At 41.5% G+C, this 16652-nt stretch carries 10 protein-coding genes; 1 reads left to right on the plus strand and 9 read right to left on the minus strand.

Annotated elements, in window-relative coordinates:
- Nucleotides 1-36 precede the first annotated feature (36 nt).
- The 4 genes from V7K41_RS02395 to V7K41_RS02410 all read right to left on the minus strand — a co-directional run bounded on the left by V7K41_RS02395 (nucleotide 37) and on the right by V7K41_RS02410 (nucleotide 10200).
- Entirely contained in the window at nucleotides 37-3735 is a 3699-nt protein-coding gene (locus V7K41_RS02395; protein WP_334845551.1) for a beta strand repeat-containing protein, read from the minus strand.
- A 441-nt stretch (nucleotides 3736-4176) separates the two neighbouring features.
- A complete protein-coding gene (locus tag V7K41_RS02400; RefSeq protein ID WP_334845552.1) occupies nucleotides 4177-5145 on the minus strand; it encodes a PleD family two-component system response regulator in 969 nt (322 codons plus the stop codon).
- Entirely contained in the window at nucleotides 5142-9296 is a 4155-nt protein-coding gene (locus V7K41_RS02405) for a PAS domain S-box protein (RefSeq protein ID WP_334845553.1), read from the minus strand. Before V7K41_RS02405 ends, V7K41_RS02400 begins: the two co-directional genes overlap by 4 nt.
- A 667-nt stretch (nucleotides 9297-9963) precedes the next feature.
- A complete protein-coding gene (locus V7K41_RS02410; RefSeq protein ID WP_104908728.1) occupies nucleotides 9964-10200 on the minus strand; it encodes a hypothetical protein in 237 nt (78 codons plus the stop codon).
- A gap of 808 nt (nucleotides 10201-11008) precedes the next feature.
- Here V7K41_RS02410 and V7K41_RS02415 point away from each other — a divergent pair.
- On the plus strand, nucleotides 11009-11371 hold the full coding sequence (locus tag V7K41_RS02415) for a hypothetical protein (protein ID WP_334845554.1): 363 nt from the start codon (nucleotides 11009-11011) through the stop codon (nucleotides 11369-11371).
- A 217-nt stretch (nucleotides 11372-11588) separates the two neighbouring features.
- Here V7K41_RS02415 and V7K41_RS02420 read toward each other — a convergent pair whose 3' ends face one another.
- From V7K41_RS02420 to V7K41_RS02440, 5 genes are all read right to left on the minus strand, one after another.
- Entirely contained in the window at nucleotides 11589-11939 is a 351-nt protein-coding gene (locus V7K41_RS02420) for a hypothetical protein (protein ID WP_334845555.1), read from the minus strand.
- A gap of 495 nt (nucleotides 11940-12434) precedes the next feature.
- Nucleotides 12435-12572, minus strand: a complete 138-nt coding sequence (locus V7K41_RS02425) for a hypothetical protein (RefSeq protein WP_334845556.1) — start codon at nucleotides 12570-12572, stop codon at nucleotides 12435-12437.
- Between the two features lie 203 nt (nucleotides 12573-12775).
- Nucleotides 12776-13255: a YbjN domain-containing protein gene (locus V7K41_RS02430; RefSeq protein WP_334845557.1), complete on the minus strand. Its 480-nt coding sequence runs from the start codon at nucleotides 13253-13255 to the stop codon at nucleotides 12776-12778.
- 148 nt (nucleotides 13256-13403) lie between these two features.
- Nucleotides 13404-14258, minus strand: a complete 855-nt coding sequence (locus V7K41_RS02435) for a nitrate ABC transporter ATP-binding protein (RefSeq protein ID WP_334845558.1) — start codon at nucleotides 14256-14258, stop codon at nucleotides 13404-13406.
- A gap of 381 nt (nucleotides 14259-14639) precedes the next feature.
- Complete coding sequence (locus V7K41_RS02440) at nucleotides 14640-16646, minus strand: ABC transporter ATP-binding/substrate-binding protein (protein WP_334845610.1); 2007 nt, start codon at nucleotides 16644-16646, stop codon at nucleotides 14640-14642.
- Nucleotides 16647-16652 lie beyond the last annotated feature (6 nt).

Raw genomic sequence — 16652 nt, forward strand, 5'->3', positions numbered from 1 at the left:
AACCTTGCCATCAGTGAGAGGTTTGTTGAACTTACATTAATTAGAACATTCTCGACTCAATAGCAATTGCCCATTATTCAGCCGATATAGACCAGTCGGTTCGATAATCGGATCACCTTTTTTCCAGGGACTGGATGTAGTTTCTACACCTCTGACCTCTCCAGTTGTGTAGTTAGAAACCGAAACACCAGGACGATTAGTGGTCAAGGCACCGGAACCTGTGATAGTAAAAGAGTTTTCTTGTCGCTTGGTGCCACGTGAAATACAACTATTGGCGATGAGTGCGTTGGCATCAATGACTGGGGGTAATTCGGTGAAGCTGTTTTGGATGGAACTGGTATCGGGTGCATTAATGTTGATTACACCTGAAACGCCTTGTTCAGAACTGGCTGTAATATCACTTTTTTCGGTTGGCTTTGTCCGCGACTCAATACCGAAGATACCTTGCGAGTTAATTTGGATGTTTCCACCTGTTCCCGTAAAGGCATTGGCTGTGATATCGCTATTTTCTTGGGGAATGGCGATGATAAATCTGGAATTGATATCGATGTTACCACCATCGCCACCTGATTGCGCTGTACCTGCGGTGGTCGAAATTTGGCTACCATGACGCAATATTAAGCGATCGCTAGCAGTTAAATTTATATTTCCACCATTACCTTGACCACTAGTAAAAGCGCCAAGTATACCAAGATTTTTTAGAAATAATTCTTTGGTGTTAATGCTGATATTCCCCGCGTTACCCGTGCTACTGCCTGTCCCAGCAGTGTTTAGGGAAGTAACTAAACCATTTTTCCCACCATCAAAAGTTACTGTATCATGGGCGTTGATGGTGATATTGCCTCCATTTCCCTGTCCACCTGTTAGTGCAGAAATGCTTGCACCGTTGGTGACAGAAAATGACTCTGTTGTAATTTCGATGTCACCTCCTTTACCTTCACCACTCAGCAAGGAACTAAATAAACCGCTACTTATATCAATTTCGCCACTACTAAAAGTTACACCCTTGACGACACCATCAATTCTGACGGTATCACGAGCATTTATGGTGATATTTCCACCATTACCTTTTCCTCCGCCATGTGAAGAAGATATCCTACCGCCATTTGTTAAAGACAATGATCCTGTTTCAATTTGAATATTTCCGGCGTTACCATTGGATGCTTCCGTATTGACAGTATTAGTTAAACTATTACCGCCAATTCCATCCAAAGTAATAGTATTGCCAACATCAAGAAAGATATTTCCTCCATTTCCTTGTCCGCTATTTTGAGCATTTAGTTGCCCGCCATCTTTCAGTAGTAAATTACTTGCAGTAATGCGAATATCGCCACCATTACCTATTGCGTTAGAAGCACCATCACTTAATACTTGACTATCAAAATTTCCCCTGCCTCCAAAACCTGAAAATGTCACATTATCGTGGGCATTAATAGTGATATTTCCGGCATTTCCATATCCAGCAGTATAGCTGGATATTCTGGCACCATTAGCAACAAAAAGTGATCCGGTTGTAACCTGAATGTTTCCTGCTTTCCCGACACCTCCAATCTCTAAGTTGCTTTGCAAACCACTGAACGCATCAGAATCCAAGTTATCTAGCTTGACATAATCAGAGGCTTCAACGTTAATCTTTCCAGCATTACCCTGTCCTAATACATTTGTTGATATTCCACCGCCATTAGTTAACGAGAGTGAACCTGTTTTAAGGTAAATATTTCCTCCGTCACCTATCCCCTGATTGTACACATCACTACTAGCATTGCTCTTGCTATCAAAGGCTATATTATCAAGGGCATTAATGCTAATATTCCCAGCGTTTCCTTTGCTAAAGGTACTGCTACTAATAAAGGCTCCATTAGTAGCTTTTAGCGTACCTGTAGTGATTTGAATATTACCTGCATTCCCTTCAGCAGTTGGTTGCACATCATTAATAATTCGGCTAAAAACATCACCGCTCCTACCATCTAACGAAATATGATTACGAGCATTAATGATGATATTACCAGAATTACCTTTTCCTCTAGTGCTACCTTGAATTTCTGAACCATCGTTTATTTCCAAGGAATCGGTATTGATAGTAACGTTTGCACCATTACCTCTTGCACCTTCACCTACCTGGGAAATAATTCCGTTAGTTTCCCCAGGTCTTGAGTTCCAAAAACTGATATCACCTTGGACGTTAATATTTATATTACCTGCATTTCCTTGTCCTCCTGGTAGTTGATCGTCAGCACCTTCAACTTGCGATTGAATCTGTGAGCTATCTGTTAAAGAAAGTGAACCCGCAGTAATGTTAATTTCACCACCTTTACCCACACCCCCAGTTCCAATACTGCTAAATATGAAGCCACGGGTAAGTTCAACCGCATCTGATGTTTGAATTGATATATTACCACCATTACCCTGTCCTGAAATACCAGTATTAAGGAAAGCATTATTACTTAGTGTAAAAGAATTAGATGTGATGTTGATATTACCACTATTACCCGTTGCTCCTGTCAATACAGCGCTACCAATTCCACTAGCTAAATCATCTTTTTGACCTGTAATAGTAACAGCACCTTGAGCATTGATATTTACATTTCCTGCATTGCCTTGTCCGAAAAGACTAGTATTGATTTTTCCATCATTGCGCAATGTCAATGTCCCAGTTGCAATATTGATATCGCCAGCATTACCAAATGCTCTTTCTTGTACTACGTTAGCGATAAAGCTCCCATCTATTAACTTTGTCTCTCCTGTGGCATTAATAATAATATCTCCACCTTTACTATTTGGAGTACCTAAACCTATATCTATTCCTGCTCTTAATTTACTTTGCTCTGCCAAGTTGACATTTCGAGCCTGAATTGTGATATTCCCGCCATCAGCACCGCGAACATTAACTTCTGCGCCATTACTCAGCGAAACATCGGCGCGTTCCACATTTTCAGGTATTACTAAACCCAGATTATCGTCTGCAATATTTAACCCTACATTTCCCGGTGCAGCCAAACCTGCTAACTCAATATTTCCGCCATAAGCGTGAATTCCACCACTATCTATATTGATATTTCCACCAACCAGCAGCAAACTTTTACCATCAGCAACTCGCAAACCCGTAACAGGTTCATCGATAGGATTAACACCTGCGGGTGCTTGGGATTGATTGATAATTCCCCCATTTGCTTGGATTTGATTAAACAGCAATACCGAAGGATTAATAGTCAACAATGGCGCTGTTTGGGGATTTGTGGCACTAAAAACCCCTTGATTGCCAAACTGCACACCGTTGGCAGTCGTCCCTATAAATGAACCCTGCACATCTAAACTGGCATTTTGCCCAAACACAATCCCATTGGGATTTATCAAAAATATATTCGGACTAGAATTACCAAATGTGCCAAGTGTCCCCAAAATTTCTGAACGGTTACTACCTGTTACCCGTGCCAAAATATTCTGAATATCTGCGCTAGGACTGAAGAAATAAGCCCCACGTCCCTCGCTGATATTAAATTCTTGAAAGCTGTGAAAAAGATTGATTTGGCGAGTTGTACCACCTGTAATTACTTCTATCGGTAGTCTCTGAAAGTTGTCTATAACTTGAGAGGACTCAGCCCCAAGTGTGTTATCAGGAATGATATTGCTTTGCTGTGCCAGGGTTTTACTAGTGAAGATACTGAAAACTAAGCAGCCTAGCGAACCTGCCAATCCGAACTGCAAACACTTGTGTAATCCGTATTTTCTCGTCATCAGACGCACTTTCATATAGATTATTTCAGTATCTAATAAAGCTGCACTTTTGGACAATAAACAAGCGAATATTCGTTAATTATGCAGTTTTCTGCAATCAGGTGATGTCTGAAGACAAGGACTGCATCTAAACAAGCAGAAAATGTGTGGATGTGTGGCATGAATATCTCGGATATTGTGTAACGTCATTGGCAACAGTAAAACTACTGTCCGCTAAGTAGTTCCTTGCTATTCCCATTAATGAAGATTGAAGTAATAATTGGGGAAGTATACACGGAGATGAAGAACTCACTGGTTATTGGTAATAACGTGTTAAATATTACACCTTGTTAGTAATTGAGCAAATAGACTACGGCGTTGAGCGTAAATAAAACACGCATTCCAAATCAATAAAACGCTTACGGTGTATTAATTTTAACTTTTGACTTTTGCCTTGTGGTACTAGCGGGAATTTGTACTTTCGGGTAGTAAAATATTTCGCACAAAGCGATCGCGTCCTGCTGCCTTTGCTTTATATAACGCCCGATCCGCTGCGGCAATCATTTCTTCTAAGTCAGAATCTGGCTGAGGAATTTCTGTCGTAAAGCCGACACTAATAGTTACGTAAGAACTAACTTGGGAATTTTGATGAGGAATTGCTAGTGCTCGGACAGCATGACAAATTTGATCGGCAACATGAGTCGCCCCCTTGGTGTCTGTGTTAGGTAAAATCACAGCAAATTCTTCCCCACCATAACGGGCAACTAAATCTCCGGGACGTTTAATAATATCTTTGAAAGCTTGAGCAATTTTCTGAAGACAGCGATCGCCTACCCGATGACCATAGGTATCATTATATAATTTGAAGAAATCAACATCGCAAAGAACCAGAGAAAGCGGACGTTGCTCGCGTTTTAGGCGCTGCCACTCTTGGTAAAAATACTCTTCAAACCGTCGGCGATTAGCTACTTGAGTTAATCCATCGATAGTAACTAATCGCTGTAATTCCAGATTCACGGCTTCCAGTTTTTCCTGTAACTGAGATTGCTGAATCAAGCGTTTTACCCGTTGTCGCAAAACTGGCCAGTGAATCGGTTTGGTAACAAAATCCATTGCTCCCACCGCAAATGCACGGTCAACTGACTCTTGATCTTCAAGTCCTGTAATCATTAAAACTGGAGTGTACTTGTTACAATCCAGAAGCTCCAACTGAGTGCAACACTCGAATCCATCCATATCCGGCATTATGGCATCAAGGAGTACTATATCAGGGTGCAATTGGTTAAAAACATTTATTGCCTCTATGCCATTTTGAGCTTCCGCTATTTGATAGCCTTCCCGCTCTAAGAAATGCCGCAATATCAGGCGAATAAAAGGTTCGTCATCAACAATTAAAACTAAAGATTGGCTTTCTTGAGCAGTGGCTTTCATGGTGCTTCCTTCGCAAGTTCTTTTTCTAAGGCAGTTTTAACTTGTTCATATTCCTGATACAGTAGTGAAAGTAATTCTAGATTGTTTTCTAAGTTACTGCTGCGTGCCTGTGATTCTAACACCTTGCAAAGCTGCGCTAGGGCGATCGCTCCAATAGAAGCACTGCTGGACTTGAGTTTGTGCGCTGTCTTCCATATAGTCTGGATATCCTGACTTGCGATCGCTGTGCTGATATATTGCACTAATTTGGCTGTCTCTGTAAGATAACACTCAATTAGTTCAGCAAATGCCACACGATCTCCTCCAACCATATTTTGCAAGGATTGGAGGATTTTGGCATCAATTTTGGTGCTTTTTAATATCTGGTTTTGCCCTGACTGTAAGATATTTGGCGAAGGTTGCAATTCTGGGCGCATCACTTCCCTTTGTTGTTTGATGGAAGTGAATTCAAAATTTCTTTGGGGTAGACATTTACTAAGTGCCTGAGCTAACTCTTGCAGCTGAATGGGTTTGCTAATGTAGTCATCCATACCAGCAGCAAGACAAACTTTGCGATCGCCCCGCATGGCATTGGCAGTTATGGCGATGATATGGGGACGAAAACCCACCTCCCATTCTTGACAGATTCTCCGAGCTGCTTCTAAACCATCCATTTGGGGCATATGAACATCCATCAAAACTACGTCAAATCGCTGTTTTTGCAGAGCTTCGATCGCTTCTAGCCCATTGCTGACGACATCTGCGCCATAACCTATTTTCTGTAGCATCAGTAGAGCAACTTTCTGATTAACAACCGTGTCCTCTGCCAGAAGAATTCGCAGTGGCAGTCGATGGCCCAAATGCCGATCTACCAAGGGAAAATGAGAAATACTGGCTAGGATCGGCTGATTTCCTAAAACACGAGTAATAACATCGTAGAGTTGAGAGTATTTGATGGGTTTACTCAAAGAAGCAGCAAACTGAACATCATTAAAGTCAGAAGAAGTTTCTACTTTCACTAAAGAGGTCATAATCACCAAAGGCAGATTTTGACAACCAGATTGCTTGCGGATTTGACGAGCTAGAGTTATGCCATCCATTTCCGGCATCTGTATATCTAAAATAGCAATATCAAACTGTGTTCCCTGAGCAAGTTTAACTAAAGCTTCTTTTCCAGATTTGGCAGCATAAGTTTCCATCTTCCAAGACTCAGCTTGCAAGCTGAGAATTTGGCGATTGGTTAGATTGTCATCTACAATCAATAGTCGCTTGCAGGCAAGCAGCGATCGCGAAGTGCTTAATTCAGCTTGTACTGACTTAGCAGCCACTTTGGTAATAATGGTGAAGTAAAATGTTGAACCTGATAAAGAGTCAGGAGATGATAATAATTTTCCATTATCCCATCTAGGGCTAGGATTGCCACCAATAAATCCCTGGCTTTCTACCCAAAGAGTGCCGCCCATCATCTTACTGAGCCGCTTACTAATCGCCAGTCCTAGCCCTGTGCCACCATATCGTCGAGTCATGGAGACATCAGCTTGAGTGAAGGGTTGAAATAACCGCTCTATTTTCTCTGGTGCTATGCCAATACCTGTATCTTTGATCGCAAATTGAATTTCGTAGAGAAGTTGCTCTTTTTCAACAGGTATCGGGGATTGGGAAGAAGTTTTTTTATTCAACTCAAGAGTCCCCAGTTCAACAGAGAGTACTACTTCTCCGGTTTCGGTAAACTTGATAGCATTATTGAGAAGATTCATCAAGACTTGGCGCAGACGAGTCAAATCACCGACGATCTGAATGGGAACTTGAGGTTGGATCAGATAAATTAGTTCGATATCCTTTTGGGCAGCTTTCGGAGCTAAAAAGAAAATAGCTTCCTCCACACAAGCTCTCAAATCAAAAGGTTGTTCTTCTAATTCCAGTTTGCCCGACTCAATTTTAGAGAAATCTAGAATATCGTTGATGATGGTGAGTAAAGTATCTCCGCTACTGTGAACTATTTCCACAAAGTCTTGCTGTTGAGGTGTGAGGTCAGTATCCAGCAGTAGACCTGTCATGGCAATAACAGCATTCATTGGAGTCCGAATTTCATGGCTCATCATCGCCAAAAACTCACTTTTTGCCCGATTTGCGGCTTCTGCTTGACGTTTTGCCTGCTCCAAGGCAAAGTTTTTCAAGGTAAGTTCTTCACGTTGGCGCGTTTCTTGTTCCAATAACTGAGCTTGTGCTAGAGCAATACCTAGTTGAGCCGCCACAGCTTCTAGTAATTCGATTTCGTCTTGTGTCCACTGGCGAAAATAGCTGCACTGATGTAAGCCGATCGCACCATTGGGTTCTCCTTGATAGGAGGTGCGGATTGACAGCATAGACTTTAGCCCAATTTCTCGGCAGATCGGTTCAGCCATTTGGAGTAAAGGCTCAACGTACACATCTGGAGAAGCGATCGCACTTTCTTGGGCCATCATCTGCTCGGCATGGGGATTGTTAGTCATGGAAACTTCCAATTTCAACATGGAGCAGTAACCAGGGATTGTATTATACTCTGCTACTAAGGGAATTCGGGGTGTGGGGTTACAAATGTAAGAGTGGATCAGACAGCGATCGGCTGCAAATGTTTGTCCAATTTGGGTAGCAGCCGTCTCAAAAATTTTGTTGGTATCAAGACTTTGACGAATTTCCTGAGTAATTTGTTCAAGTAGTAAGGTGCGATGCAATTGCCTTTGCAGCGCTTCTTTAGCTCGTTTGTTTTCAGTAATGTCGTGATTGATGCCAACAGTGGCAACAGTTTCCCCCTGTTCATCCTGTAAAGAGACTACGGTTGTTTCGCAAATTCCCTCACTGCCATCTTTGCGAATAAAGTGTATTTCCCCTGACCAGCGTCCTTGCTGGTTGACTGTTGACAAAATTTTGGTGCTTAATGTTGCAGCTACTTCCGGCTGATGCAAAATACTGGGATGTTGAGCTAAAATCTCGGCTTTGGTATAGCCAAACATGCTTTCAGCAGCAGGATTCCAGTCAATAATACTTCCGGTTAAATCTGTGATAATTACGCCATCATGCATATTTTCAAAGGTGAGAGCTTGGCGACGCAGACTGGCTTCGGCTTGCTTACGTAAGCAAAGCTCGTTGTAGACATCGCTAATATCTTTCTGAATGCCAATAAAGTGGCTTAACTCACCATTGTCGTCATGAATAGGAGAAATACTCAATTCATTCCAAAACAAAGTACTATCTTTGCGATAGTTGCGGAGAACAACTTTGCAACTTGTTCCAGCTTGAATAGATGAGCGCAATTCATTAAGTGCCGCTTGCTGGGTATCTGTGCGTTGCAAAAATCGACAACTTTGCCCAATTACATCAGTAGTACTATAGCCTGTTATTTGCTCAAAGGCAGGGTTGGCGTAAATAACTGGATTGGACGCGAGTCTGGCATCGGCAATAATAATTCCATTACTGGTAGCGGCAAGTGCCCTTTCCCTCAGTCTCAAGGTTTCTTCAACCAGCTTCAAATCAGTAATGTCAAACATAAACCCCCTCAGCCCGATCGCAGTTCCGGCTTCCTCAACGACACTAACAATGTCTCGCAGCCAAACAACTCGCCCATCAGCAGCTAACATCCGGTATTCCAATTCGTGATTTTCGCATTTAGCAGTTGCTTCTTGACAAAAACGAACAGAATTTTTCTTGTCATCTGGATGCAGATGATTAACCCAAAAATTTTCCTCGTACCACTCTGCGATCGGATAATTTAGCAAATCTACCACTTGCGGCCCTACGTAAATAAATCGCCAAGTTTTCAAGTCTAATTCCCAAGGGATGACTTTGACAGTTTCCAGTTGCTGTCGCAAACGATTTTCACTGGCGATCAGGGCAATTTCTACTTGTTTCTGTTCAAAAATCCTGTGAGTTAACTCCTGATTGATTGCTGTTATTTGTTGGTTTCTTGCATTCATTGCCAGGGCAAAATAGATTGATAATGTCAACATGACAACAACTAATAACCCTGCAATCAATTCTACTTGTGTTAATAACCCCGGATTTTGGATTAAAAGTCTCTGCCAGAGTAGGAATACAGAGATTGAGAAGAAAATCCCTAGCAACAGGGCGAGTAATTCTCGTTGACGGAAAAATATCACAGCTTTGAACCAGTCATATCGATGCTGTTTTATCACTTATTAACTCTCTAGCACTTTCAGGGCTTATTACACTAACTTTTACTTTTAAGTAATCTAAAATACCAGTAGCAAGGGGGCAATTACGGAATTTATTTTTAGTTAATATATCAAGATTTTTATCTATTGGCAGAAACACTTAATCATTTCTGATTGTCATTACGCTTTTTTTGATACCAATTCTGTATGAAGACGCATAGTAAAGAATCCCACCACCTGCGGCACATCTCTTTGCTGAGGTGGGGAGGGATCAAAATAATGTGCAGGTTCACAGAGAATTAGTATAAGAGCGGCATCTGTACTAGTACACTGTGGCGGAAGTTTGTTTACCTTTAACAAGTTGCTTTGAGCAACTTGTCTGGTTAATTGAGATGCTAGAAGTTACTACAAACCAAAAGATCCCCTACTTTTTGAAGAAAGTAGGGGATTTAAGCCTCTCGGTAGAGAGCAAATCAAATATAGTGGTTCCCGCAGATTTTAAGTAGAATACACCCGCGATCGCAAGAAAAGGGTAATGGAGATTTAAAACCAATACAGTCCAGATAAGCCCAAAACCCAGATTGTAGAGACGCGATAAATCGCGTCTTGAAAGATCAATTATCTACACCAATAACCCTTAACCCAAGGTATTGGATTAAAAACAAGGGTTAATGCCTATGCTTGTACTTTAAATTACAGCTTCTTGGCGTTGACAATCAAAAACAACCATGTAGGAAGCATTTGGTATTTCTTGAGGAAGGTGCCGCATATAGCCATCGGCATCAGAACGGCTGCGGAAGCGAGCAACAATCTCCCGTTGCGTATTAGGAAGTTGACGAGCGATCGCCCAAGAATTGAGGCGTTCTTTATACGCAATAGTTTGATTGTCTGATTGAGAAGTTTTGTTATCCGTATTTTCTGGCATAATTATGTTAACCGTATGAAGTTTAATGAAGGGCGTTAATTAGTTTCTAGGTAGGAATGCACCAACGCTTTTTTTAATGCTACTGCCACCTTGTTATTCGATTATTTATAAGTTGTCAACACTGAGCGCTATATTTTAGACCAATTAAGCTGGAATTTTCAGGTGGCAATGAATCTCAAAGCCTTAAATTGCAATTGTTTCCACGACACAACAATGTTCAAGCAGAAAGTTTGGCAATTATTGGGTTTGCATGATTTGTATGCATACACATAAGTAAAGTCCGCATCAGTGGTTAAACCAAGATTAGTGTCTGAAAAAATACTATTATCATCTGAGGAGAAAAGGAATAATAACGTGCGTAGAATTAATCAGCACGTACTTTCTATAGTGTGATTAGTAAAGCTGCATTGCGAGCATTTACATTTTTATAGTTATAGGACTTACGCAAAAACCCTTTCAAACTCTCATTTCTCCGTGACCTCTGCGTCCTCTGTGGTTCGTTTTCCGTTACCTGTGCGTAAGTCCTAAGTTAGTTGAAAATACAGCAGTTTTCATTTGCATGAAGTACAAAACTACGGGTTTGAAGGCAGGAGGCAGAAGGCAGGAGGCAGAAGGCAGGAGGTAGAAACTCTTTATATCTGATGCGTGAGTCCTGGATTTTGTACCTTACTTACTTGCAAACTGCTGTAATTAAATTTTCAAGTTTTTTGAAATATTCAAAAATGAATTTTTCTTCAGCTTTTGACTAGAGCTTTAGAAACAACACATAGTATAATATAGATTTTGAAGATTATAGAATAAAAAAAAATTGCGAAGACGGAAGCTAAATTTTAGTAATATTATACCTAAGAATAATATAATCTATCTTTTAGACAATGCAAATTTCTCAACTGGAGGTGAAGCAATAGATTTCACTGAAAATATCCATCCTGATTTTAAAAAATTAGCAGTAAATATTACAAAACATATGGAATTGAGATTATCAGGTGTGAATATTATTGCTAATGATATAACGTCACCAATGGGAGATTATACAATTATTGAAGTAAATGGCGCTCATAGCTTAACTCACTATGCGTCATTTGGTGAAGTTCAAATGAAAAGAGTAGAAAATTTATATCTCCAAGTTCTCAAAGTACTTGAAAACGAGAATAATATCATGTCCAGTTAAACATTTATAATATCTGTAGGTTGGGTTGAGAAACGAAACCCAACATTTTATCCTTGTTTATGTTGGGTTTCACTGGTATTCAACCCAACCTATATTGATAGATTTTATTACAAGTAATAACCCAAACTTGATATAATAGAGTAAATAATTGATTTCTACTGGAGGCGGAGCAGGGATTGCTCCCCTCTTGAATTCTTTTTCAATTCTACCTATCTCTTCACCACTCCCGATCTAGTAGGGATTCAAATTCAGCTTGTAAGGCGGTTATATCCGCCAACCTTGTGACTAATAAATTATCCTTACCAGCATCATTTAAACGTACTTTCCAATAACGAATACTGTCTGAGTTATTCAACCAAAACTTAATCACGGTATCTACCACTTGATCCAGATTCCAATCCCACTTTGCTGGAACTGATTCTACCGATTCTAAAAACGTATCTAGCGTACACGTATGCATTCCCAAGTATTCCACACCTTGTTGGGGTGGTTTTTGCCTATTTTGCTGTTGGTGATTAAAAAACTGCAACAGTGGAGATATTCCTACAATATCAAAAGTGTATTTCATGCCATTATTCCCAATTTTATATTACTTACAGGAAATATTTAATTTTTTCTCTTTATAAAATAATATCTGAAAAGGAACTAAAGCATCTACAAAAAGTGCAGTTTTGGTCTATATCATAGGCGTTAAACTTCAGTGAGGAATTAGCACTTACAAGCATTGAGTGCTAATATTTATTTGAGAGTTTGATTGATTACTAAAGAGTTTCAGGCATTATTAAGGAATGCATATATCTTTAATAATTATTTAATTAGTTATGTTAAGACTTGTAAAAGCTAGATCCTCCCTAATATCATGTTCGGTAAAAGACTTATCATTAAGAGCGCAGGGGGCAGGGGGCAGGGGGCAGGGGCTAGGGAGCAGGGAGCAGGGGGAAAGAGGGTTTTAAGATTTTTGCATAGATGCCCGGAATAATAACTAATCAAGCGGACATGATATAACTCAGTTTTTGAAGGCTGGTGATTACCAACAAAACGGCTATGTAATGAAATCAGTAGGTCAATACATATCTTGGACGCGATCGAGTCTGTCAAGTAAACCGCCTTTCTGGAGCGATCGCACCCAAAATGCAGATGTGGTCAAGTCAGGGTAATATAAACCTAAATTCAATTGACGGTGCAGTTTTAAAAGTGTCACTTACTAGACTCGCTTTTTGATTGAAGCAGTGATACTATTTATTTGTGTGAGGAGCAAGTTAAAAATAAAAAGCGCCTGGGGTGGAAACACGGCAACACTCCCAGGCGCTTTTAATTGGTACACAGAAAAAAGTCTTTGCATCGCCTAAACCGGATTGCTATGCATCGGATGTAGCAATAGCGCAATCTAAAATCTCAAATTCCTTAAGCCGCACCAAATTCAGCTTGTAAGGCTTCATCGTTATTATCAGCGATCGTTGCCACAATAGTAATTAGCCGAGACACTTCGCCAGGAGATAACTCTGCTAAAGTGCGTGTCGATATTACAACTACCCGGTTTTCAATAATACCGAAACGCGCTTCAAAAGTACTAGAGCAGTTTAACTCCAAAAGATACCGCATCAACTTAGGTTCATTTTTGGCAGGTAAATTTAGCACCGCAGACCAAACCGTTATTGTGTCTTCATCGGTTGTCCCGTTGAGTTGGACAAATACTTCCACACTTCCATATTTAAACTTCCATTGATAACCACCCTCTGGAGTTTGGCTAACCATCGCACTATCATCTTGTTCCAAAGAGTCGATAACATTTTCAATGACCTCAAGATGGCTAATGCTCGTCGTCTCGCCGATTAAAGCATTAACGGATTCGTTATTATTTAGGGTCTCTGGGTAGCTTGTCATACAGATTTTTTCTCAACATACTGGCTCTACACATACTTTATAACTTGTAGACGTAGTTGTAGGGGCAATCTATGAATTGCCCCTACTGATTGCAGGGTTCTTCCCGCCACCATCTGGTATTATTCTGGAAAAATGAATGACGATTAGCTCAACCTACGTCATCATGGGCAAAGCGGTTAAAGAGGAAGTCTAAGGCATAGTTACGCAGTTGGTAGTATTGTGGATCTTCCATAATGCGGCTGCGATCGCGGGGACGACCAAAAGGAATTTCCATAACTTCACCAATTTTTGCATGGGGGCCATTGGTCATCATTACCAATTTATCTGCTAAAAATAGTGCCTCGTCGATGTCGTGGGTAATCATCAGCACTGTACAACGGTTATCGCCCCATATTTTGAGCAATTCTTCTTGTAATTCTTCTTTGGTGATGGCATCCAGCGCCCCAAAAGGTTCATCTAAAATTAAAACTTTCGGACGAATCGCCAAAGCACGGGCGATAGAAACCCTTTGTCTCATCCCGCCAGACATTTGCATTGGTTTCTTTTCCATTGCATCAGCCAGTCCCACCATTGCTAAATGATCTCGGACGATCGCTCTTTTTTCGGCTTGTGGTTTGTTGGGATAAACGGCGTTGACAGCTAAGTAGATGTTTTCAAAAGCAGTCCGCCACGGTAACAGGGCATAGTTTTGGAAGACAACCATCCTGTCTGGGCCTGGTTGGGTAATGGGTTCTCCTTCGAGTAACACTTGCCCGGAGGTGGGAAAGTTAAAACCGGATACCATATTTAACAGTGTCGATTTGCCACAGCCAGAGTGACCGATGAGGCAAATAAATTCGCCCTGTTCGACGTTGAGGTTAACGCCATCAAGGACGGTGAAGGGGCCTTTCTTTGTGGGGTAGACTTTGGTAACGTCTTTAATTTCTAGGAAAGGTCTGCGGCTGGTGGCAGGGGATAATGGTTTTCCTAGTGTGTTTGTAGCTGTAAAGTTGGGATTTGGCATGGTGATTTGGGGATTAAAATGCTTAATGTAGGCGATGTGTCTGCAACGAATATTCTGACCTCACTTCCATTCCTCTCCCCTTCTAGGGGAGAGGCTTTGAATTTTCTTCCCCCTTCCCTTGTAGGGAAGGGGGTAGGGGGTTAGGTCTTTGGTTGGTTTTTCCAGATGACATGAAAAATCAAATCATTAACGGAGTTCAGAGGTTCATTAACGGAGTTCAGAGGTTCATTAACGGAGTTCAGAGGTTCATTAACGGAGTTCAGAGGTTCATTAACGGAGTTCAGAGGTTCATTAACGAAGTTCAGAGGTTCATTAACGGAGTTCAAAGACTCACGCATGATTTTCCTATTTCTTCCACTCCCTCTTTCACTTACCATTTTTTTATGATGCGAGTTTTCTTCTTGGTGCATCAAGAATAACTTCCGCCACTGAAAAATCACGTTTAATTTTCAAGCTGTTGAGATAAGCGATCGGATTGTCAGCGTTAAAGGGAGTACCATCGAACAGTTTGATCGGTTGGCGAATATAGCTAATATCCAAACCTAATTCTCGTGCGGCGGTGCTGAAAACACGCACTCGACACACCCGTTCAACAACTTCTACCCAATTTCTGGGGAAGGGAGTGTCACCCCAACGCGCCAATTGACTCATAATCCAAATTTGTTCGGTGCGACTGGGGCGGTTAATGGCAGACTGAGAATAAAACTGGTGATGGGCATAGTCCCGCAACGGATGATCTAAGTCACAGGTAAGACTATCTGGATCTTCCAGTTGAATGTATTCTAAATCAGTGCTGACGTACTCTCGCCCTGCTAAAATTTGGCGAATTTCTTGGGCATTTTCGGGATTTGCACAATATTGGCAAGCTTCTAACAAAGCTTTAGTCAAAGCAATATGCGTATTTGGATAATTTTCTGCCCAATCTTCCCGCACACCAAGAACTTTACCGGGGTGTCCCAACCAAACTTCTAAGTCGGTAGCGATAGTAAAGCCGACATTTTCCACAGCCGCGCGGTAGTTCCAAGGTTCGCCGACGCAGTAACCATCAATGCTTCCGGCTTTTAAGTCGGCTACCATCTGCGCTGGGGGAATGGTTTTCATGTCCACATCACCATCGGGGTCAATTCCACCAGCCGCTAGCCAGTAACGCAGTAGCAAATTGTGCATAGATGCGGGATGCACTACTCCCATCATGTGCCGTTGTTCGCGGGTGAGAATCAGGTGATTTCTGAAATCTGATAAGGTTTGCACACCTTGGTCGTAAAAGCGTTTTGCTAAGGTGATGGCGTTACCGTTGCGAGTCATGGTAAGGGCGGTGACAACGGGCAAAGGTTGGTTATTATGTCCTCCCAAAGTTAGCCACATCGGCATCCCTGAAGGCATTTGAGCCGCATCCAAATAACCGCCAGTCATGCCATCGACGATACCCCGCCAGTTACTTTCCCGCACCAGGTTAACTTCATCTAAACCGTGCTTGACAAAAAAGCCTTTTTCTTTAGCAACTGCTAAGGGGGCGCAAGCTGTCAGAGGTAAAAAGCCAATTTCTAGGTTAACTTTTTCCAATCCATGACGGGCAATGTCGGCAGTTTTCCGCGCCCGAATTTTCTTGATGCGTTTCTGCTGATTGAGGAAGTAAATCATCTCACTCCGCAAACTGTAGTAGCTGGGATGTTCTACTACTTCCATCCGCTTGCGGGGTCTGGGAATATCCACTTCTAAAATGTCACCAATTTTAGATTCGGGGCCGTTGGTTAGCATCACAATTCTGTCAGATAACAGCACCGCTTCATCTACATCATGTGTCACCATCACGGCGGTAACTTCATTTTCTTCGCAAATTTGCATCAGTTGTTCTTGCAAATTACCGCGTGTGAGTGCATCCAATGCACCAAAGGGTTCATCTAGCAAGAGTAATTTGGGACGAATTGCTAAGGCGCGGGCGATCGCAACTCGCTGCTTTTGTCCACCTGATAACATTCCCGGCTGTTTGTCAGCATGGGGACGCAAACCCACCATATTAATATGTTTTTCGATAATAGCGTTGCGATCGCTTGCGGGTAAACCTTTCATTACTGAGTCCACAGCGAGGGCAATATTTTCTCTCACCGTCCGCCAAGGTAATAGGGAATAATTTTGGAACACCACCATCCTGTCTGGGCCGGGTTTGGTGATTTTTTGTCCTTCTAAGGTGACAAGACCTTCTGTAGGCAAATCCAAACCTGCAATCATATTTAATAGTGTGGATTTGCCGCAGCCAGAGTGACCAATCAAAGAAATGAATTCTCCTTTTTTAATTTGGAGGTCGATTCCTTTAAGGGCAATATATTTGCCACCACCAGTTAATTCAAAAACTTTTTCAATTTGATCGACAGCTACAAACATACTTATTTGTCC

This window comes from Nostoc sp., from assembly GCF_036917415.1.
Taxonomy (GTDB): Bacteria; Cyanobacteriota; Cyanobacteriia; order Cyanobacteriales; family Nostocaceae; genus Nostoc.

Coding starts and splice junctions, on each gene's coding strand:
- V7K41_RS02410 (WP_104908728.1), bottom strand. CDS start 10,200: ATGCCAGAAAATACGGATAACAAAACTTCTCAATCAGACAATCAAACT.
- V7K41_RS02420 (WP_334845555.1), bottom strand. CDS start 11,939: ATGAAATACACTTTTGATATTGTAGGAATATCTCCACTGTTGCAGTTT.
- V7K41_RS02435 (WP_334845558.1), bottom strand. CDS start 14,258: ATGCCAAATCCCAACTTTACAGCTACAAACACACTAGGAAAACCATTA.
- V7K41_RS02400 (WP_334845552.1), bottom strand. CDS start 5,145: ATGAAAGCCACTGCTCAAGAAAGCCAATCTTTAGTTTTAATTGTTGAT.
- V7K41_RS02430 (WP_334845557.1), bottom strand. CDS start 13,255: ATGACAAGCTACCCAGAGACCCTAAATAATAACGAATCCGTTAATGCT.
- V7K41_RS02395 (WP_334845551.1), bottom strand. CDS start 3,735: ATGACGAGAAAATACGGATTACACAAGTGTTTGCAGTTCGGATTGGCA.